Genomic DNA, 19,687 nt, shown 5'->3' with positions numbered 1-19,687 from the left:
CTTCGAAGGCAAGGAAGCCAAATGACCTTTACTCTCCACCTTTTTGCACGAATGAGCGCACGAAGTCCTCGGCATTTTCCTCGAGTACGTCATCGATTTCATCGAGAACGGAGTCCACGTCATCGCTCAGCTTCTCGTGGCGCTCCTTGAGGTCCTCGGAGCCCTGCGCTTCCGCAGTCTGCTCCTCGGCCTCTTCCGTGGAGCGCGTCGCCTTCTGCTGGCCGCCGCCGGTGTCCTTGGTCGCCATAACCCTCACCCCGCTCGTTTCGCCCGACATGGTCGCCAGGTCGGCTATCCGCCGATCGGTGATGATCAGACCCTACAAGCCGGGTCTGACATCGGCCCCGCAGTTTCCTCAACGTGCGGGAGCCATCTCGATGATTCCCGGACAGGGGGATTTCCACCCTGCCCGGCCGACACTGCCCGGGTACCCGCTCAGCCGCCCGAAAGGACCCTGACCAGGTCTTCCGCCGTGCGACAGCGGTCCAGGAGCTCCTTGACGTGATTTCGCGTTCCGCGTAGTGGTTCGAGGGTTGGGACCCGCTGGAGGGAGTCCCGGCCCGGGAGGTCGAAGATGACCGAGTCCCAGGAGGCCGCGGCGACGTCGTCGGCGTACTGCTCCAGGCAGCGGCCGCGGAAGTAGGCGCGGGTGTCCTCCGGGGGCTTGGTACGGGCGCGCTCGACGTCGGCCTCGTCCAGGAGCCGCTTCATGCGGCCGCGAGCCGCGAGACGGTTGTAGAGGCCCTTCTCGGCGCGTACGTCGGCGTACTGGAGGTCCAGGAGGTGGAGCTTCGCCGCGTCCCAGTCCAAGCCGTCCCGGCGGCGGTAGCCCTCCATGAGCTCCCGCTTGGCGACCCAGTCGAGTTCGCCCGCGAGGCTCATGGGGTCGTTCTCGAGTCGGTTGAGAGTGTCTTCCCAGCGGGCGAGGACGTCCTTGGTCTGTTCGTCGGCGTCGGCGCCGAAGCGCTCCTCCACGTATTTGCGGGAGAGCTCGAAGTACTCCATCTGGAGTTGGACCGCGGTGAGTGTCCGGCCGCTGCGGAGGGTGACCAGCCGTTGCAGGGTCGGGTCGTGGGAGACCTGGTGGAGGGTGCGGACGGGCTGGTCCACGGCCAGGTCCACGGCGATGAAGCCGTCCTCGATCATGGACAGCACCAGGGCCGTGGTACCGAGTTTCAGGTAGGTGGAGATCTCGGAGAGGTTCGCGTCGCCGATGATCACGTGCAGGCGGCGGTACTTCTCGGCGTCGGCGTGCGGCTCGTCGCGGGTGTTGATGATCGGGCGCTTGAGGGTCGTCTCCAGGCCTACCTCGACCTCGAAGTAGTCGGCGCGCTGGCTGATCTGGAAGCCGTGTTCGTGGCCGTCCTGGCCGATGCCGACGCGGCCCGCTCCGGTGACGACCTGGCGGGAGACGAAGAAGGGGGTGAGGTGGCGCACGATGTCCGAGAAGGGGGTTTCCCGCTTCATCAGGTAGTTCTCGTGCGTGCCGTAGCTGGCGCCCTTGTTGTCGGTGTTGTTCTTGTAGAGGTGGATCGGTTGGGCGCCGGGGAGCTGGGCGGCGCGTTCGGCGGCCTCGGCCATGATGCGTTCGCCGGCCTTGTCCCAGAGGACGGCGTCGCGGGGGTTGGTGACTTCGGGGGCGCTGTATTCGGGGTGTGCGTGGTCGACGTAGAGGCGCGCGCCGTTGGTGAGGATGACGTTGGCGAGGCCGATGTCCTCGTCGGTGAGCTGGCTGGAGTCGGCGGCCTCGCGGGCGAGGTCGAAGCCTCGCGCGTCCCGTAGCGGGTTCTCCTCCTCGAAGTCCCAGCGAGCCCGGCGGGCCCGGTGCATCGCCGCCGCGTAGGCGTTGACGATCTGGGACGAGGTGAGCATGGCATTGGCGTTGGGGTGGCCGGGGACGGAGATCCCGTACTCCGTCTCGATGCCCATTACTCGCCGTACGGTCATGCGGCCCTCCTTGCCCGGCGGCGCCCTCGGTCGGGGGCGGCGCTCAAGTACCGCTGGCGCTCCGGTGCGTGTGCGGTGCCCGTCCCCGCACTGCGCGACTCGGCGGTACCGAAGAGCCTAGAACGGCTTTGCGCTGGTGGGGAGATCATTTGCGTCATTGCCTTGCATGCTCTTGGTGGGACGGTGTCCTGAAAAACAGTCGGCTGCGGGTACCCGGTGAGGGCACCCGCAGCCGCCCTGTTTTTTACAGGTACTGTCCGGTGTTCGCCACCGTGTCGATGGAGCGTCCGGTGTCGGCGCCCTGCTTTCCGGTGATGAGGGTACGGATGTAGACGATCCGTTCGCCCTTCTTTCCGGAGATGCGGGCCCAGTCGTCGGGGTTGGTGGTGTTGGGGAGGTCCTCGTTCTCCTTGAACTCGTCCACGCACGCCTGGAGGAGGTGGGAGACGCGGAGGCCCTTCGAGTTGTGGTCGAGGAAGTCCTTGATCGCCATCTTCTTGGCGCGGCCCACGATGTTCTCGATCATGGCGCCGGAGTTGAAGTCCTTGAAGTAGAGGACTTCCTTGTCGCCGTTGGCGTAAGTGACTTCCAGGAAGCGGTTTTCCTCGGATTCGGCGTACATGTGCTCGACGGCCGTCTGGATCATGCTTTCGACGGTGGTCGTCCTGCTGCCGCCGTGCTCTCCGAGGTCGTCGGAGTGGAGCGGGAGGCGTTCGGTGAGGTACTTGCCGAAGATGTCCTTGGCGGCCTCGGCGTCGGGACGTTCGATCTTGATCTTCACGTCCAGGCGGCCGGGGCGCAGGATGGCGGGGTCGATCATGTCCTCGCGGTTGGAGGCGCCGATGACGACCACGTTCTGCAGGCCTTCCACGCCGTCGATCTCGGCGAGGAGCTGGGGGACGATGGTGTTCTCCACGTCCGAGCTGACGCCGGATCCGCGGGTGCGGAAGAGGGATTCCATCTCGTCGAAGAAGACGATGACGGGGGTGCCTTCGGAGGCCTTCTCACGTGCACGCTGGAAGACGAGGCGGATCTGTCGCTCGGTCTCGCCGACGTACTTGTTGAGGAGTTCGGGGCCCTTGATGTTGAGGAAGAAGCTCTTGCCCTGGGCCTGGCCGGTGACCTCGGCGACCTTTTTGGCCAGCGAGTTGGCGACGGCCTTGGCGATGAGCGTCTTGCCGCATCCGGGGGGTCCGTAGAGCAGGACGCCCTTGGGCGGGCGGAGTTCGTGCTCCTTGAACAGGTCCGGATAGAGGTACGGCAGTTCGACCGCGTCGCGGATGGCTTCGATCTGGCCGCCGAGGCCGCCGATCTGTTCGTAGCCGATGTCGGGGACTTCTTCGAGGACGAGTTCTTCGACCTCGCTCTTCGGAACGACTTCGTAGACGTAGCCGGAACGGGGTTCGAGCAACAGGGCGTCGCCGGGGCGGATGGTGATGTCCAGCAGTGGCTCGGCGAGCCGCACCACCCGCTCCTCGTCGGTGTGCCCCTGCACGAGGGCGCGTTCGCCGTCCTCAAGGATCTCCTTGAGGGTGACGATGTCGCCGACGCTCTCGAACTCCATGGCCTCGACCACGTTGAGCGCTTCGTTGAGCATCAGTTCCTGGCCGCGCCGGAGCTCTTCGAGGTCGACGCTGGGGCTGACGTTCACCCGGAGTTTGCGTCCTCCGGTGAAGATGTCGGCGGTGCCGTCCTCGTTGGCCTGAAGGAACACTCCGAAGCCGGCCGGGGGCTGTGCGAGCCGGTCGACTTCTTCCTTGAGGGCCACGATCTGGTCGCGGGCCTCGCGGAGCGTGTTCGCGAGTCGCTCGTTCTGGGCGGACACGCCGGCCAGATTGGTCTGCAACTCGACGATCCGCTCTTCGAGAATCCTCGTGTGCCGCGGAGAGTCGGCGAGCTTGCGTCGCAGGACGGCGATCTCCTGCTCAAGGTAGGCAATCTGCCCGGCCGGGTCGTCGGACCCTCGTCCCGGGCGGATGCCGCGGTTCATGTCGTCGTCGTGGGCTGCCACGGTCCTCACCTCCTCCAAGGGGAGCTGGACGCTTCCAGACCCTACCTGGGTGGGTGTCGATTGAAACCCCTAGATCACAAACAGTGTCAAGGTGTGTCGTCGGTCACCCTGCGCTCTCCCTCACGCCGTCTGAATACCCAGTCAACGCCATTCAGAAGCGGACTGTTCCAAGGCGGGAGTGCTCGAAATGTTCCATGGCGGGCGCGAGTTGCTCGCAGCGCCGCCGGTCGGGGGGCTGTGGCTCCGGCCGATCGGGCCTTCGGCGGCCGCCCCGCGGGGGCGTGGCGTGGGTCGGGTGGTGGCGGGGTGGTGATGACGGAGCGTGTGCGGGCGGGTGGGCTGCGTCATGGCGGGTCGGCTCATTGGGGGGTCGGGGTGGGCCGTCGGGGCGGTGGCACGGGGGGCGCACTGGTGTGGGCCGGGGGCTTGTCCGACCGGTGTGCGAGTGGGGTTCGAGGTGCTTGCGAAGGGTGCTCGACGTGTCTTCCAGGCGACCCCCTGGGCCCAGGCTCCTCGACGGGGGTCTGTCAGTCGGCGGAGGTAGGGTCGGGGGTGTTGAGCACTGGAGGTGGCGGGAGACGTGAGCGTGCAGCAGGAGGCCGTGGTGGACGGTGAGGCTCTGGAGGTCTGGATCGACCAGGATCTCTGTACCGGCGACGGCATCTGTGTCCAGTACGCGCCCGAGGTGTTCGAGCTGGACATCGACGGTCTGGCGTACGTGAAGGGCGCGGGCGACGAGCTGCTTCAGGCCGAGGGCGCGACGACGCCGGTTCCGCTGCCGCTGCTGACGGATGTGGTGGACTCGGCCAAGGAGTGTCCGGGCGAGTGCATCCATGTGCGCCGGGTGTCGGACCGGGTCGAGGTGTTCGGGCCCGACGCGGGATGACCTGAGCCGGTGGGCGCGGGCGTCAGACGCTCTGTGCGCCGGCGGGGGTGGAGCGGACGAACGCGCCGTTCTTCCACTGCCACTTCACACTGGCCTTCACGTCCGGACAGCAACTGGGTACGGCGTCCGAGGAGTAGCCGAGTGTGTCGGCGAGGACGGTCGCGTCGGAGACGGTGAGGGTCTTGACGGTGGTGCGGTCCTTGGGGTCGATCAGGGTCGCCACGACGCGGGGGGTCTTGGTGTCCGCGGCCTGGGTCAGGACGTAGACGCCGTCGGGCGGGGTGCCCATGGGGGCGTCGCAGTGGACGACGGCCACGGTCTCCGGTCGGCCGTCGCCGTCGAGGTCGCCGGTGGCCTTCTTCACCACGAGGGCTTTGACCGGGCCGCAGTCGATCGGGAAGTCGACGCGGGCGGCGTTCGGGGCGGTGGCGCTCGCGGGGGCTTTCTGGGTCTGCGGACCGGCGGCCTGTGCGGCGGTGGCCGGGTTCGGCTGGAGCACCGAGGAGAGCGCGACGACGCCTGCTACGGCCGTGGCGGTGGCGACCCAGTGGATGGGGCGGGTGTGCGTGTGAGCGAGTTCCGGAACCGCGGATTGCTGCACTAGGGGTGACTCCCGAGAGGGCTGTGGCGGTGGGGGTGTCCCGCATGGTGCCACACGTCACAGGGGAGCGGAACGGCGGGGTCAGTGCTTGTCCGTCCGAGGTCTCGGGTTCCGCGGTGTCGGCAACGAAAAGGCGCCGGGGCCGAGTTCCGGAGCTGGTGTCGGGAACTCGGCCGCGGCGCGGTTGCGTTGTACGCGGCACGGGGCCGCCTCAGCGGCCGGAGCCTCCGTCGGCGTTGGGGCCGGCGTAGTCCTCGCCGTAGGCGCCCTTGGCGGGGCGGCGGCGGCGCATGGGCGGCTCGACGCCGTCCGCGAGGCGGCGGGCGGTGAGGAGGAAGCCGGTGTGGCCGATCATCCGGTGGTCCGGGCGGACGGCGAGGCCCTCGATGTGCCAGTTGCGGATCATCGACTCCCAGGCGGTCGGCTCGTTGAAGGAGCCGATCTCGCGGATGGACTCGACGGTCCGGGCGAGCTGGGTGGTGGTGGCGACGTAGCAGCACAGGATGCCGCCGGGGACGAGCGCCTTGGAGACGGCCTCCAGGCATTCCCAGGGGGCGAGCATGTCGAGGATGACGCGGTCGACGTCGGTGTCGGACAGGTTGTCCTGGAGGTCGCCGACGGTGAGCTGCCAGGCGGGGTGCGGGCCGCCGAAGTAGCGCTCGACGTTCTGCTGGGCGATCTCGGCGAAGTCCTCGCGGCGCTCGTAGGAGTGCAGCATGCCCTGGTCGCCGATGGCGCGCAGCAGGAAGCTGCTGAGCGAGCCGGAGCCCACGCCGGCTTCGACGACGCGTGCGCCGGGGAAGATGTCGGCGAAGGCGAGGATCTGTCCCGCGTCCTTCGGGTAGACGACGGCAGCGCCGCGGGGCATGGACAGGACGTAGTCGGGGAGCAGGGGGCGCAGCGCGAGGTAGGCGACGTTCCCGGTGGTGCGGACAACGCTGCCCTCGGGAGCGCCGATCAGTTCGTCGTGCGGGAAGGAACCCTTGTGGGTGTGGAAGTTCTTCCCGGCCTCGAGCGTGAACGTGTAGTGGCGGCCCTTGGGGTCGGTCAGCTGAACCTGGTCCCCGACCTTGAAGGGCCCGCGCCTGCGGGCGGCACCGGTCGGTTCGGACATGTGAACAGCCTACCGGGGTTTGTGGAGGCCGCCGACCACTAGGAGGGGCGGGCCATGGCCTTGACGAAGGCGCGCTCGACGTCGGCCGCGGACAGGACGCCGTAGATCTCGCCGGTGTCCTCGATGACGAGGTACTCGGTGGCGGGGGTGGCGCGCAGGGTGTCGAGGAGGTCTTCGCCGGCGAGTTCCGCGGAGACGCGCATGCCGTCGGTGAGGTCCTGGGCGAGGCCGCTGACGGCGACCCAGGGGCGGCGGTGTTCGGGTACGCCGACGATGGCGGCCTCGCGGACGAGGGAGAGGGGCTCGCCGTCGGCGTCGACGACGACGAGGGCGCGGGCGCCGGCTTCGTTGGCGCGGCGCAGGGCCTCGGAGAGGGGGGTGTCGGTCTCGACGGGGACGGCGCGGCGGGTGAGGTTGCGGGCGCGGAGTTCGGGGAGGTGTTCGCGCAGGCGGGCCATGCGGAGGCTGTTGCCGGCGCCGGTCCAGATGATCGCGGCGAGGATGGCGGCGAGCAGGGCGTCCATGACGGTGTCCATGCCGACGTTGTCCTCGGCGTTGGAGCCGAGGGCTCCGGACTGGGTGAGCAGCGGAAGGCCGATGAGAACGGAGACGGCGAGGGCGCGGCCGACCCAGGCGGCGGCGATGGTGCCGCTCATGGGCCTGCCGGTGATCTTCCAGACGACGGCCCGGAGCATGCGGCCGCCGTCCAGGGGCAGGCCGGGCAGGAGGTTGAAGGCGGCCACGATGAGGTTGGAGATCATCAGGCCGGCGAGCAGGACTCCGGGGACCGTGCCGGGTTCGACGGGCTGGAGGGCGACGTAGAAGACGCCGGCGAGGACGAGGGAGAGCAGCGGGCCGACGAAGGCCAGTACGAATTCCCGGCCGGGGGTCTCGGCCTCTTTCTCGATCTCGGAGACGCCGCCGAAGAACTGGAGCTGGATGCGGCGCACGGGCAGCTTGAAGCGGAGGGCGGCGACCGTGTGGGCCAGTTCGTGGATGAGGACCGAGGCGTAGAAGGCGACGGCGAAGAAGAGGGAGACGAGGTACCGGGCGGCGCCGAGTTCGGGCAGGACGCGGTCGAGTTGTCCGCCGAACACCCAGGTGATGAGCGCGGCCACGAGGAACCAGCTGGGCGCGACGTACACGGGTACGCCGAAGGGGCGTCCCATGAGGATGCCGCCCCCGGGTTCGCGCGGGCGGCGCGGCGGGCGCCTCTTGGTGGTGCCGGCGTGGGCGAGGGTGCGGTGGTCCTGCGGGGTGGGGTTGTTCGGGGCCGGGTGGGCGTCGGTGGGGGGTGCGGGCGGGGGCGTGTCGGTCGTGCCGTCGGCCGCGGGGGCTTCCGTCGCCTTGTCCTGCCGGTGCGCCTCGGCGACCGGGGTGCTCTCCGGGGCGGCGCGATCCGAGGTGGGCTCAGCCGTGGCGCGGGGCGGGGAGGTAGGGGTGCCGGTCGGAGAAGCCGGAGTTTCCGTGCCCCCGGTAGGTGAGGAAGCCGTCCCCTCGCTCGGCGAGGCGTCCGTGCGCCCGGTCTGCGAGGCGTCCGTGTCCTCGCTCGGCGAGGCGTCCGTCGGGGTCGGAGGGGCCGGGGAGGCGGTGGCGTCCGGGGCGGTGGTCGTGTCGTCGGGCTGCGGCGTTCCGGTCTTCGAGGGTGCCTCGTCCGCTGTCCCGGTGCCGTCGGCGGTGTCCGTCGCGTCCGCGGGGGGTTGCTCGGGTGCGGGCGGTGGAGGGGACGCGGGGTCGGCGGCCGGGGCCGTAGGGCCTGCGTGCTGGGTCGGCTCGTCGTTGCCGGACCGCGGCTGCCCGCTCCCGCCGCTCTCGTCCACGGTGTCCCCTCGTTCGAAGCGTCTTCCGCGCCTGCCGGCGGAAGGGTCTCGTGGTCGATGGTATGCGGCGGCCGTGGCACGTTCCGCCCCGGCACCCCCTGTGTTTCCGTGGCTGTCGTGCGCGGGCGCGGCCGCGAGTGGGTCACTGTCAGTGGTGGGCCGTATGGTCTGTGGTCATGGAGACGAGCACCGAGGGCGCGGCCGAGGCCGCCGGCGGCGGGGTCGCGGATGTGGCCCCACCGGTCGTGGGCGAGCAGGCGGCGACGGCACAGGACGTGACGGTCACGGCCGAGGCGCGTGTCGCCATAGCGCCCGCGTCGTTGTCGCCGTCGCGTGCGAGCGACTTCATGCAGTGCCCGTTGCTGTACCGGTTCCGGGTGATCGACCGGCTGCCGGAGAAGCCGAGTGAGGCGGCGACGCGGGGCACCTTGGTGCATGCGGTGCTCGAGCGATTGTTCGACGCTCCGGCGGGCGAGCGGACGCCGCCGCGGGCGAAGTCGCTCATCCCCGGTCAGTGGGACCGGTTGCGGGAGTCGAGGCCCGAGGTCGTGGAGCTGTTCGCCGACGATCCGGAGGGTGAGCGGCTGACGCGGTGGCTCGGGGAGGCCGAGCAGCTGGTGGAGCGGTGGTTCAGTCTCGAGGATCCGACGCGGCTGGAGCCGGCCGAGCGGGAGTTGTTCGTCGAGGCCGAGCTGGAGTCCGGGCTGAAGCTGCGCGGGATCATCGACCGGGTGGACGTGGCGCCGACGGGGGATGTGCGCATCGTCGACTACAAGACGGGCAAGGCGCCGCGCCCGGAGTACGCCGAGGGTGCCCTGTTCCAGATGAAGTTCTACGCGCTGGTGGTGTGGCGGCTGAAGCGGGTCGTGCCGCGGCGGCTGCAACTGGTGTATCTCGGCAGCGGTGACGTCCTGACGTACGACCCCGTTCTGGCCGATCTGGAGCGGGTGGAGCGCAAGCTGCTGGCGCTGTGGGAGGCGATCCGGCTGGCGACGGAGACGGGCGAGTGGCGGCCGAGGCCGACGAAGCTGTGCGGCTGGTGCGATCACCAGGCTCACTGCCCGGAGTTCGGTGGCACTCCCCCGCCGTATCCGCTGCCGGTGAGGGCGGCCGAGTCCGGCCAGGCCCAGCAGGGCAGAATGGGGCCGGGCTAGCGAAGGAGTGTCACGTGGCCATCCGCGTCCTACTGGTCGACGACCAGCCGCTGCTGCGTACCGGCTTCCGGATGATCCTGGAAGCGGAGCAGGACATCGCTGTCGTCGGGGAGGCCGGGGACGGCCTCCAGGCGCTCGACCAGGTGCGGGCGTTGCAGCCCGACGTGGTGCTGATGGACATCCGCATGCCGCGGATGGACGGCGTCGAGGCGACACGGCAGATCACCGGGCCGGGGCGGGACGGCCCGGCGAAGGTACTGGTGCTGACGACGTTCGATCTCGACGAGTATGTGGTGGAGGCGTTGCGGGCGGGGGCCAGCGGCTTCCTGCTCAAGGACGCCCCGGCCAATGAGCTGGTGCAGGCGATCCGGGTGGTGGCCGCGGGTGAGGCGATGCTCGCGCCGAGCATCACGCGCCGGCTGCTCGACAAGTACGCCACGCATCTGCCGTCGGGCGACGAGCCGGTCCCCGACACGCTGCACACGCTCACGGACCGTGAGGTCGAGGTGCTGAAGCTGGTGGCGCGCGGGCTGTCGAACGCGGAGATCGCCGCCGATCTGTTCGTCAGCGAGACCACCGTGAAGACGCATGTGGGCCATGTGCTGACGAAGCTGGGGCTGCGGGACCGCGTGCAGGCGGCGGTGTACGCGTACGAGAGTGGGCTGGTGCGCCCCGGCGCGCAGTAGCGGAACCATGGATACGACGGCGAAGGGCGCCCTCTCCGAGGAGGGGGCGCCCTTTGTATTGCCGTGCCGGGGTCGTACCCGGGCCGTGCCGGGTCAGCCCTTGCTGATCTCCCAGAAGCGGAAGACGGTCGAGGCGTCGAGGCAGTACTCCAGGCCGTAGACGTTGTCGCGGACGACGGCGTACTGCTTGGCCTGCCACAGGGGCAGGACGGGGAGTTCGGCGGCGACGGTGTCCTGGAGGCGGGCGTAGTCGTCGTCGGTGGCGGAGCGGTCGCTCTGGGCGGCGGTGCGCGGGATGAGCGTGTCGGTGATCATGCTGTTGGTGTAGTTGTTGCTCAGCACGTTGCCCTCGCCGAAGAAGGGGGCGGTGAAGTTGTCGGCGTCCGGGTAGTCGGGGACCCAGCCCTTCACGTAGACGCCGTACTTGCCCTTGGCTATGTCCTTCTCGTACTGGTCGTAGGCGACGGACTCGACGTCGGCGTCGAACAGGCCGCTCTTGTTGAGCTGTTCGGCGATCGCCTTGAGTTCCTGGTCGGTGGAGGGGCCGTAGCGGGTCGGGGTGGACCAGAGGGTGAGCTTGACCTTGCCGGTGATGCCTTCGGCGTCGAGGGCGGCGGCGGCCTTGGCCTTGGAGGGGCGGGCGCCGTAGGTGTCGAAGAAGGCCGTGTTGTGGCCCGCGATACCGGCCGGGATGATCGAGTACAGCGAGGTGGCGGTGCCCTGGTAGACCTGGGCCATCAGGGCGTCGCGGTCGAGCAGGTAGGCGATGGCCTTGCGGACGCCGAGTTTGCCGGTGACCGGGTCGTCCATGTTGAAGACGAGGTGCTGGACCTCGGCGCTGGTGCCGTCGACGACCTCGACCTCGGCGTCGGTTCCGGCGTTCTCGATGTCGGAGATGTCGCTCGCGGTGAGGCCTCGGTAGGCGATGTCGATCTTGTCGTCGGTGAGGGCCTGCTTCAGCTCGTCCTGGTCGCCGTGGAAGAACTTGAGGGTGACGCCGGAGTTCTTGACGTCGGCGTTGCCCTCGTAGTTCTCGTTGACGGAGAAGACGGCCTCGCTGTCGCCGAAGGAGTCCAGCTTGTAGGGGCCGGAGCCGATGGCCTCGCCGTCCTCGCGCAGCTTGCCGGCGTCGTACTGCCGGTGGTCGACGATGGAGCCGGCACCGGAGGCGATCTTGCTCGGGAAGGTGGCGTCGGGGGTGTTCAGCCGGAAGACGACCGTGTTCTCGTCCGGCGTCTCGACCTTGTCGAGCATGGGGAACATGATCGCGGGGCCGGCGTCGTCGTTGATCTTCAGCATGCGGTCGAAGGAGAACTTGACGTCCTCCGAGGTGAGCGAGTCACCGTTGCTGAACTTCAGGCCGTCCTTCAGCTTGCACTTGTAGACCTTGGTCCTGGTGTCGCTGAACGCGCAGCTCTCGGCGAGTTCGGGTACCGGCTCGGTGCCGCCGTTGGGGAAGCTCAGCAGCGACTGGAAGACGTTGTTGAACAGCAGCCATGAACCGGGGTCGTAGCCGGACGCCGGGTCGGTGGCCAGGACGTCGTCGGACATCCCCATGACGACGGCGGAGCCGCCGCTTCCGGATGCCCCGTTCTCCGTGCCGCATCCGGTCAACAGGCCGGAGGCCAGCCCCGCCATGATCGGCAGGACTGGCCACTGGTTGCGCATGTTCACGTACGAGTGCCTTGTCGTCGGTGGTCGAATCCCGGGCCGGCCGTCCCGGGCCCCGGGCAGGGGACGGATCAGCCGCTCACGCCACGGCCGAGCTCCCACAGCTGAAGGGTGGAGGAGGAGTTGAGGGCGTACGCGGTGCCGGTGATGTCGTCGCGGGCGGCGACGTACTGCTTGCCCTGCCACAGCGGGAGGACCGGGACGTCGTCGGCGACGATGTCCTGGATGTCGGTGAGGCTGGTGGAGGCGGACAGCCGGTCGGCCTGGCGGCGGGACTCCGGGATCAGGGTGTTGCGGATCTCGCTGTTGGCGTAGGGCGAGCCGAGGAAGTTGCCCTTGTCGAGGAACGGCGCGAGGTAGTTGTCGGCGTCGGGGAAGTCAGGGAACCAGCCCATGCCGTAGACGTCGTACGCGCCCTTCTGCTCGGCGGGGCGGAAGGTCTTCCAGGCTTCGCCCTTGATGCTGACGTCGAACAGGCCGCTGGCGTTGAGCTGCTTTTGGAGCTGCTCGAACTCCAGCTTGGTGGCCGAGCCGTAGTGGTCGGTCGTGTAGTGCAGGGTCAGCTTGACCGGGGTGGTGATGTTCGCCTTGGTCAGCAGGGCGGCGGCCTTGGTCTTGCTGGGGTCGCCGTACTTGTTGAAGAACGAGTTGGAGTGGCCGACGATGCTCGCCGGGACCAGCGAGTACAGCGGCTCGGCCTCGGAGCCGTAGACCTTGGCGACGAGTTCGCTGCGGTTGACGATCTGGGCCATCGCCTGGCGCACGGCCCTGGTCTTGACCGTGGCGGCGTCGGTGTTGAAGGCGAGGTAGCGGATCTCCAGGCCGGGCATCTCGACCAGGTCGACATCGCTGTCGGAGGACGCGCCGAGCTTCTCGATCTGCTCCGGCGACATGGTGCGGCCCATGACGTCGATGTCACCGTCCTCGAGGGCGGTGCCCATGGCGTCGGCGTCCGCGTAGGTGCGCAGCTCGACCTTGTCGTTGTTCACCTTCAGCGTCCCCTGGTAGTTGGGGTTCTTGGTGAACACGACGCTGACCAGCTGGTCGTCCTTGACCTCGGTCGACATGGTGTACGGGCCGGAGCCGTCGACGTCGAAGCCGTCGCGCAGCTTCTTGGGCTCGTAGTCGTCGGGGCTGACGATGCCGGCGACGGGGGTCGACAGCTTGTACGGGAAGGTGGCGTCGGCCGTCTTGAGGTGGAAGATCACCTCGCGGTCGCCCTTGGTCTCGACGGTGTCGATGGTGGACAGCAGTCCGACCGGGCCGCCCTCGGCGTTGATGTCCCGCGCGCGGTCGATGGAGTACTTGACGTCCTTGGCGGTGACGGCGTCGCCGTTCGCGAACTTGAGCCCCTCGCGCAGCTTGCAGGCGTAGCGCTCGTTGCCGGTGTCGGTGAAGCCGCAGCTCTCGGCGGCCTCGGGCACGGGCTCGCCCTCGCCGCGCGGCTGGATCATCAGGGTCTGCACGGTCTGGCGCAGGATGTTCCAGATGCCGGCGTCGTAGGCGTAGGCGGGGTCGAGCGGGGCGGGGGCGTCCTTCGAGGCAGTGACCGCGTCCGTGGTGCCGACGACTATCGCGTCTCCGCCGCCACTGCCGCCGTCAGATCCGCCGCACGCGGCGAGAACCGGGGCGAGCAGACCGATCACGGCCGGCAGCACCAAAGTCTTGCGGTTCATGCTCGAGTTTCTCCAGAGCTGTCGAGTCCGTGTATCCGGCATGCATGGGTGGTGCGGCGGATCCACGGGGGGTGCGGTGATGTTCTCGCGACGAGATTAGTCCGCGCCCGAAGGGCGGTTCGCAGGCACCGGAGTTGAGGTGCCATCACGGAGCGAAACCGGGTGCGGACACACCGAAAACCCGACAGGGGAAGGATTAGTGCAGGTTTCCATCAATCGGGACACAAGGGCACGGCGCAATCCCCTCATTGCGGGCCGCAAGCACAGGCCGCGCCACCTGTCGACCTCCTGTGAAGTGGGGAACGTCACATGCTCAACAAGGTGTAGCCGTACCGGAATTCGGCCACCGGTCAAGACCTCTGCCTGGATTCGAATTCCTTTGCGTGCGAGCCCGGGAATTTCCTCGTTATCGACACTGCACGCTGGGTGAACGCTCAGCGCATTTCCGTCATCAGACCGCGCAGAAATGCCAGGTCGACCTCTTCGAGCGAGCCGACGACGGTGCGGCGGGCGGCGGGGGCGATGGGGGCGACGGACGGCACCACCACGACCTGGCAGCCCGCCGCCTCGGCGGCGGCCACGCCGGTGGCGGTGTCCTCGACGACGGCGCATCTGGCCGGATCCACGCCGAGCCCGGCGGCCGCGAAGAGATAGGGGTCGGGGTGCGGCTTGGTGCGGGCCACCTCGTCACCGGCGACGGTGAGGCTGAAGTGCTGGGGGCCCAGAGAGGTCAGGACCCGGTCGATGATGCGCCGGTGGGAGGCGGAGACCAGGGCGGTGGGGATCTCGTACTCGGCGAGTTCGGCCAGCAGCCGCAGGGCGCCCGGCATCAGCGGCAGGGTGCGGCCGATGCGGTCCTCGAAGCCGTCGTTGAGCAGCACCGTGAGTTCGGGGAGGGTGATGTCGGCGCCGGTGGCCTCGATGAGGAACCCCGCGCTGCGGGTCATGGGGCCGCCGACCACGACATGGCGCCAGGAGTCGTCGAGGGTGTGGCCGAGACCGGCGAAAATCTCGACCTCGACGTCCCACCAGAAGCCCTCGGTGTCCACCAGGGTGCCGTCCATGTCGAGGAGCACGGCCTGCAGGGCCGACCCTTCGGCCGTACGGGTTCCGAGCGCGGGGACCGTACTGGTCATGTAGGCGCACCTCCTTGAGGGACGATCAGGCCGGTTCCCATGGAGGGAACCGGCCTGCGATGGACCGTCCAGTGTACGACTGTCCCGGAGGATGCGCCTCGTTTAATCGAGGTGCTCCGGGGCACATCTCAAGTACCACGGAGGGCGGTCTTGAGCTGCGCTTATGCCGGTTTCGAGGACCCCGCTAGCGAGCGTTGAAGTACTTCGCCTCCGGGTGGTGGATCACGATGGCGTCCGTGGACTGCTCGGGGTGCAGCTGGAACTCCTCGGACAGGTGGACGCCGATGCGCTCGGGCTGGAGCAGGTCGGCGATCTTGGCGCGGTCCTCCAGGTTGGGGCAGGCGCCGTAGCCGAGCGAGAAGCGGGCGCCCCGGTACTTCAGGGCGAACATGTCCTCGATGTCGCTGGGGTCCTCGCCGGCGAAGCCCAGCTCCGAACGCACGCGTGCGTGCCAGTACTCGGCGAGGGCCTCGGCCAACTGGACGGACAGGCCGTGCAGTTCGAGGTAGTCGCGGTAGGCGTTCGCCTCGAAGAGCTTCGCCGTCCGCTCGCCGATGCGGGAGCCGACGGTGACGACCTGGAGGCCGACGACGTCGGTCTCCCCCGACTCCTCCGGCCGGAAGAAGTCGGCCAGACACAGCCGACGGCCACGGCGCTGCCGCGGGAAGGTGAAGCGGGTGCGCTCGTTGCCCTGGTCGTCGAGGATGATCAGGTCGTCGTCCTTGGAGACGCACGGGAAGTAGCCGTAGACCACGGCCGCTTCCAGCAGGTTCTCCGTCTGGAGCTGGTCGAGCAGCCCGCGCAGCCGCGGCCGGCCCTCGGTCTCGACGAGCTCCTCGTAGGTGGGCCCGTCGCCCGTGCGCGCCTGCTTCAGCCCCCACTGTCCCTTGAAGAGGGCGCCCTCGTCGAGCCAGGAGGCGTACTCCTTGAGCTGGATGCCCTTGATGACGCGGGTGTCCCAGAACGGCGGCGTGGGGATGCGGTTGTCGGTGGCGACGTCGGAGCGGACGTGCCCCTCCTCGGGGCGCTCCTCCTCGACCTGTACGGAACTGGCGCGCACCCGGCGCTGCTTGAGTTCCGGCAGGACAGCGCCCGGCACGCCCCGCTTCACACCGATCAGCGCGTCCATCAGCCGCAGACCCTCGAACGCGTCCCGGGCGTAACGGACTTCACCCTCGTAGATCTCGTGCAGATCCTGCTCGACATACGCCCGGGTCAGCGCCGCACCACCCAGGATGACCGGATAATTAGCGGCCATGCCACGGGAGTTGAGCTCCTCCAGGTTCTCCTTCATGATCACCGTGGACTTCACCAGCAGCCCCGACATACCGATCACATCGGCCCGGTGCTCCTCAGCCGCCTCCAAAATCGCCGAGACCGGCTGCTTGATGCCCAGGTTGACCACGTTGTAGCCGTTGTTCGACAAGATGATGTCGACCAGGTTCTTACCGATGTCATGGACATCCCCGCGGACCGTGGCCAGCACGATCGTGCCCTTGCCCTCCGCGTCCGACTTCTCCATGTGCGGTTCGAGATAGGCGACCGCCGACTTCATCACCTCGGCCGACTGCAACACGAACGGCAACTGCATCTGCCCCGACCCGAACAGCTCACCGACGACCTTCATACCGTCCAGCAGGGTCTCGTTGACGATGTCCAGCGCCGGACGGGTCTGGAGAGCATCGGCAAGGTCCTGTTCCAGGCCGTTCTTCTCGCCGTCGATGATCCGCCGCTTCAGCCGCTCCTCCAAAGGCAGCGCCGCCAGCTCCTCGGCCTTGCCCGCCTTCAACGACTTCGCGGTCGCGCCCTCGAACAACGCCATCAGCTTCTGGAGCGGGTCATAGCCCTCGGCGCGACGGTCGTAGATCAGATCGAGGGCCGTCCGCACCTCCTCCTCGCTGAACCGCGCGATCGGCAGGATCTTCGACGCGTGCACGATCGCCGAGTCCAGCCCCGCCTTCACACACTCGTCCAGGAAGACCGAGTTGAGCAGGATGCGGGCCGCCGGATTCAGACCGAAGGAGATGTTCGACAAACCCAGCGTCGTCTGCACATCCGGACGGCGCCGCTTGAGCTCACGGATCGCCTCGATCGTCGCGATACCGTCGCCCCGCGACTCCTCCTGACCCGTGCAGATCGTGAACGTCAGGGTGTCGATGAGGATGTCCGACTCATGGATCCCCCAGTTCCCCGTCAGATCGTCGATCAGCCGCTCGGCGATCGCGACCTTCGTCTCCGGGGTACGGGCCTGGCCCTCCTCATCGATCGTCAGCGCGATCAGCGCCGCCCCATGCTCCTGCGCCAGCTTGGTGACCTTCGCGAACCGCGACTCGGGGCCGTCACCGTCCTCGTAGTTGACCGAGTTGATGACCGCACGCCCGCCCAGCTTCTCCAGCCCGGCCTGGATGACATCGACCTCGGTCGAGTCCAGAACGATCGGCAGCGTCGACGCGGTCGCGAACCGACCGGCCAGCTCCTCCATGTCCGCCACACCGTCACGGCCGACATAGTCCACACACAGGTCCAGCATGTGCGCGCCCTCACGGATCTGATCCCGGGCCATCTCCACACAGTCGTCCCAGCGACCCTCCAGCATCGCCTCACGGAACTTCTTCGACCCGTTGGCATTCGTCCGCTCACCGATCGCCATGTACGCCGTGTCCTGACGGAACGGCACCGTCTGGTACAGCGAGGCCGCGCCCGGCTCGGGACGCGGGTTGCGCTCGGCGGGGGTGAGGTCGCGGACGCGTTCGACGACCTGACGCAGATGCTCGGGGGTGGTGCCGCAGCAGCCGCCGATCAGGCTCAGGCCGTAGTCGCGTACGAAGTTCTCCTGGGCGTCCGCCAGGCCCTCGGGGCCGAGGGGGAAGTGGGCGCCGTCCTTGGTGAGGATGGGCAGGCCCGCGTTCGGCATGCACAGCAGCGGGATGCGGGAGTGCCGGGTGAGGTAGCGCAGGTGCTCACTCATCTCGGCGGGTCCCGTGGAGCAGTTCAGGCCGATCATGTCGATGCCGAGCGGCTCCAGCGCGGTCAGCGCGGCCCCGATCTCGGAGCCGAGGAGCATGGTGCCGGTCGTCTCGAAGGCCATGGAGACGACGAGCGGTACGTCGGCGCCGGTGGCCTCCATGGCGCGGCGGGCGCCGAGGACGGAGGCCTTGGTCTGGAGCAGGTCCTGGGTGGTCTCCACGATCAGGGCGTCGGCGCCGCCGGCGAGCAGGCCCTCGACGTTGGCCTGATAGCCGTCGCGGATCGTGGCGTAGTCGATGTGGCCGAGGGTGGGCAGCTTGGTGCCGGGGCCGACGGAGCCGAGGACCCAGCGCTGGCGGCCGTCCCGGGCGGTGTACTCGTCGGCGGTCTCGCGGGCGATGCGGGCGCCGGCCTCGGACAGCTCGTGGACCCGGTCCGCGATGTCGTACTCGGAGGCGGCGGTGTGGTTGGACCCGAAGGTGTTGGTCTCGACGCAGTCGACGCCCACCGCGAAGTACGCGTCGTGGACGGAGCGGACGATGTCCGGGCGGGTGACGTTGAGGATCTCGTTACAGCCTTCGAGGTTCTCGAAGTCCTCAAGCGTGGGGTCCTGCGCCTGGAGCATGGTGCCCATGGCTCCGTCGGCGACCACCACACGGGTGGCGAGCGCCTCGCGGAGCGCGGACACACGGGTCCGGCTGTCGGCGGAAGGGGACGGTGGCAACGAGGCCATGAAAGGGCTCCCTTTGGGTGCGACGGCTGTCGGCTTTGCGTCCTGCCGCGGGACTTCCCACAGCGGGCGCACGCCGTCAGGGTAGCCGGGACCGGACCCGGATGGTCAGGGCGTCCACGGGGCGGACGAGGATGACGGGCAGGTCACCAGCGGGATACGAGTGACGCAGGACTGCGCGTCGAGTGGCGCAAACGTGTCGTCCGACTATTGGCGGTCGGTCGGCATGGACTAGTAGTGTTCGACATTGCCGAACGGCGGCAGCGACGTCGCGGGTCGACGGCGAAGGGGACGGAGGCAGGGACGGCGATGGCACGGAACATCCAGTCGCTCGAACGGGCGGCCGCGATGCTGCGGCTGCTCGCGGGCGGCGAGCGGCGGCTCGGCCTGTCGGACATCGCCTCGGCCCTGGGCCTCGCCAAGGGCACCGCGCACGGGATTCTGCGCACCTTGCAGCAGGAGGGCTTCGTCGAGCAGGACGACGCCTCCGGGCGTTATCAGCTGGGCGCCGAGCTGCTGCGTCTGGGCACGACCTATCTCGATGTGCACGAGCTGCGGGCGCGGGCCCTGGTGTGGACCGACGACCTGGCCCGTTCCAGCGGCGAGAGCGTCTATCTCGGGGTCCTGCACCAGCAGGGCGTGCTGATCGTGCACCACGTCTTCCGGCCGGACGACAGCCGTCAGGTGCTGGAGATCGGGGCCATGCAGCCCCTGCACTCCACGGCGCTGGGCAAGGTGCTGTCGGCGTACGACCCGGTGGCGCACAGCGAGGCCATCGAGGCGGACCGCAAACCGTTCACGGATCGCACGGTGTGCGAGCTGGAGGCGTTCGAGAACATCCTCGACATCTCCCGCGCCCGAGGCTACGCGGCGGACGTGGAGGAGACCTGGGAGGGCGTGGCCGGCGTGGCCGCGCCCATCCATGACCGGCGGCGGATGCCGGTGGGCGCGGTCGGCATCACGGGCGCGGTGGAGCGGCTGTGCCGGGACGGCGAGCTGCGGCCCGAGCTGATCGCGGCGGTACGCGACTGCGCCCGCGCGGTGTCGCGGGATCTGGGCGCGGGGCGCTTCTAGAACTCGGTAAGAGCAGGCCGGGACGCCAGGGCGGCATCCCGGCCTTCGCCATACCCTGAAGTGGACATATCGGTCTGTAGGTCCCGGATGTCCCATCCGGAGATCGATAGCTCACAGCAATCAATAACGATCGTGCTTTCGATAACAGAACCCTTGACGCACACGTAACGCCGGAGCAAGACTCCCGTCCATCGGTCGGCATTGTCGAACACCT

The 19,687-nt window shown here is 68.6% G+C and carries 14 protein-coding genes; 4 read left to right on the top strand and 10 right to left on the bottom strand.

All coding sequences use genetic code 11. The features are described 5' to 3' along the window. Window positions 1–28: 28 nt before the first annotated feature. From ACIHIX_RS20355 to arc, 3 genes are all read right to left on the bottom strand, one after another. A complete protein-coding gene (locus tag ACIHIX_RS20355; protein WP_329341088.1) occupies window positions 29–247 on the bottom strand; it encodes a ubiquitin-like protein Pup in 219 nt (72 codons plus the stop codon). A gap of 188 nt (window positions 248–435) precedes the next feature. Beyond that, window positions 436–1,947 carry a depupylase/deamidase Dop gene (gene dop / locus ACIHIX_RS20350; protein ID WP_399957877.1) on the bottom strand — a complete coding sequence of 504 codons (1,512 nt, stop codon included), beginning with the start codon at window positions 1,945–1,947 and terminating at the stop codon, window positions 436–438. A 244-nt stretch (window positions 1,948–2,191) separates the two neighbouring features. After that, a complete protein-coding gene (arc, locus tag ACIHIX_RS20345) occupies window positions 2,192–3,958 on the bottom strand; it encodes a proteasome ATPase (RefSeq protein WP_399957874.1) in 1,767 nt (588 codons plus the stop codon). A 580-nt stretch (window positions 3,959–4,538) separates the two neighbouring features. Between arc and ACIHIX_RS20340 the strand changes: the two genes are divergently transcribed. Next, window positions 4,539–4,844: a ferredoxin gene (locus ACIHIX_RS20340; protein ID WP_399957871.1), complete on the top strand. Its 306-nt coding sequence runs from the start codon at window positions 4,539–4,541 to the stop codon at window positions 4,842–4,844. Window positions 4,845–4,866: 22 nt separating this feature from the next. Here the strand turns inward: ACIHIX_RS20340 and ACIHIX_RS20335 are convergent, their stop codons facing one another. The 3 genes from ACIHIX_RS20335 to ACIHIX_RS20325 form a co-directional block, all read right to left on the bottom strand. Beyond that, complete coding sequence (locus tag ACIHIX_RS20335) at window positions 4,867–5,445, bottom strand: hypothetical protein (RefSeq protein ID WP_399957868.1); 579 nt, start codon at window positions 5,443–5,445, stop codon at window positions 4,867–4,869. Between the two features lie 211 nt (window positions 5,446–5,656). Beyond that, the gene (locus tag ACIHIX_RS20330; RefSeq protein ID WP_399957865.1) at window positions 5,657–6,559 is read right to left on the bottom strand and encodes a tRNA (adenine-N1)-methyltransferase; all 903 of its coding nucleotides are present in this window, start codon (window positions 6,557–6,559) and stop codon (window positions 5,657–5,659) included. A gap of 38 nt (window positions 6,560–6,597) precedes the next feature. Continuing rightward, window positions 6,598–8,379 (bottom strand): site-2 protease family protein, encoded by a 1,782-nt coding sequence (locus ACIHIX_RS20325; protein ID WP_399957862.1) that lies wholly within the window; start codon window positions 8,377–8,379, stop codon window positions 6,598–6,600. A gap of 176 nt (window positions 8,380–8,555) precedes the next feature. Between ACIHIX_RS20325 and ACIHIX_RS20320 the strand changes: the two genes are divergently transcribed. Both ACIHIX_RS20320 and ACIHIX_RS20315 read left to right on the top strand, forming a co-directional pair. Continuing rightward, the gene (locus ACIHIX_RS20320; RefSeq protein WP_399957859.1) at window positions 8,556–9,533 is read left to right on the top strand and encodes a RecB family exonuclease; all 978 of its coding nucleotides are present in this window, start codon (window positions 8,556–8,558) and stop codon (window positions 9,531–9,533) included. Window positions 9,534–9,547: 14 nt separating this feature from the next. Beyond that, window positions 9,548–10,219, top strand: coding sequence for a response regulator transcription factor (locus ACIHIX_RS20315; protein ID WP_020141342.1), 672 nt, complete (start codon window positions 9,548–9,550; stop codon window positions 10,217–10,219). 93 nt (window positions 10,220–10,312) lie between these two features. Here ACIHIX_RS20315 and ACIHIX_RS20310 read toward each other — a convergent pair whose 3' ends face one another. From ACIHIX_RS20310 to metH, 4 genes are all read right to left on the bottom strand, one after another. Continuing rightward, window positions 10,313–11,893, bottom strand: coding sequence for an ABC transporter substrate-binding protein (locus tag ACIHIX_RS20310; protein ID WP_399957856.1), 1,581 nt, complete (start codon window positions 11,891–11,893; stop codon window positions 10,313–10,315). Between the two features lie 68 nt (window positions 11,894–11,961). Further along, window positions 11,962–13,566 carry an ABC transporter substrate-binding protein gene (locus tag ACIHIX_RS20305; RefSeq protein ID WP_399957853.1) on the bottom strand — a complete coding sequence of 535 codons (1,605 nt, stop codon included), beginning with the start codon at window positions 13,564–13,566 and terminating at the stop codon, window positions 11,962–11,964. A gap of 434 nt (window positions 13,567–14,000) precedes the next feature. Then, window positions 14,001–14,702 carry an HAD family hydrolase gene (locus tag ACIHIX_RS20300; RefSeq protein ID WP_399957850.1) on the bottom strand — a complete coding sequence of 234 codons (702 nt, stop codon included), beginning with the start codon at window positions 14,700–14,702 and terminating at the stop codon, window positions 14,001–14,003. A gap of 184 nt (window positions 14,703–14,886) precedes the next feature. Beyond that, a complete protein-coding gene (gene metH / locus ACIHIX_RS20295; protein WP_399957847.1) occupies window positions 14,887–18,402 on the bottom strand; it encodes a methionine synthase in 3,516 nt (1,171 codons plus the stop codon). A 306-nt stretch (window positions 18,403–18,708) separates the two neighbouring features. Between metH and ACIHIX_RS20290 the strand changes: the two genes are divergently transcribed. Beyond that, window positions 18,709–19,473: an IclR family transcriptional regulator gene (locus tag ACIHIX_RS20290; RefSeq protein ID WP_399957844.1), complete on the top strand. Its 765-nt coding sequence runs from the start codon at window positions 18,709–18,711 to the stop codon at window positions 19,471–19,473. The last annotated feature ends 214 nt before the right edge of the window (window positions 19,474–19,687 follow it).

It is taken from the genome of Streptomyces sp. NPDC051913 (assembly GCF_044593635.1).
In the GTDB taxonomy this organism is placed as follows: domain Bacteria; phylum Actinomycetota; class Actinomycetes; order Streptomycetales; family Streptomycetaceae; genus Streptomyces.
This window is presented reverse-complemented; position numbering and strand designations above follow the sequence as displayed.

What these genes read in the sequence shown, in the direction of transcription:
- ACIHIX_RS20355 (WP_329341088.1), bottom strand. Translation starts at nt 247, where the DNA reads ATGGCGACCAAGGACACCGGCGGCGGCCAGCAGAAGGCGACGCGCTCC.
- dop (WP_399957877.1), bottom strand. Translation starts at nt 1,947, where the DNA reads ATGACCGTACGGCGAGTAATGGGCATCGAGACGGAGTACGGGATCTCC.
- ACIHIX_RS20330 (WP_399957865.1), bottom strand. Translation starts at nt 6,559, where the DNA reads ATGTCCGAACCGACCGGTGCCGCCCGCAGGCGCGGGCCCTTCAAGGTC.
- ACIHIX_RS20320 (WP_399957859.1), top strand. Translation starts at nt 8,556, where the DNA reads ATGGAGACGAGCACCGAGGGCGCGGCCGAGGCCGCCGGCGGCGGGGTC.
- ACIHIX_RS20305 (WP_399957853.1), bottom strand. Translation starts at nt 13,566, where the DNA reads ATGAACCGCAAGACTTTGGTGCTGCCGGCCGTGATCGGTCTGCTCGCC.
- ACIHIX_RS20300 (WP_399957850.1), bottom strand. Translation starts at nt 14,702, where the DNA reads ATGACCAGTACGGTCCCCGCGCTCGGAACCCGTACGGCCGAAGGGTCG.
- metH (WP_399957847.1), bottom strand. Translation starts at nt 18,402, where the DNA reads ATGGCCTCGTTGCCACCGTCCCCTTCCGCCGACAGCCGGACCCGTGTG.
- ACIHIX_RS20290 (WP_399957844.1), top strand. Translation starts at nt 18,709, where the DNA reads ATGGCACGGAACATCCAGTCGCTCGAACGGGCGGCCGCGATGCTGCGG.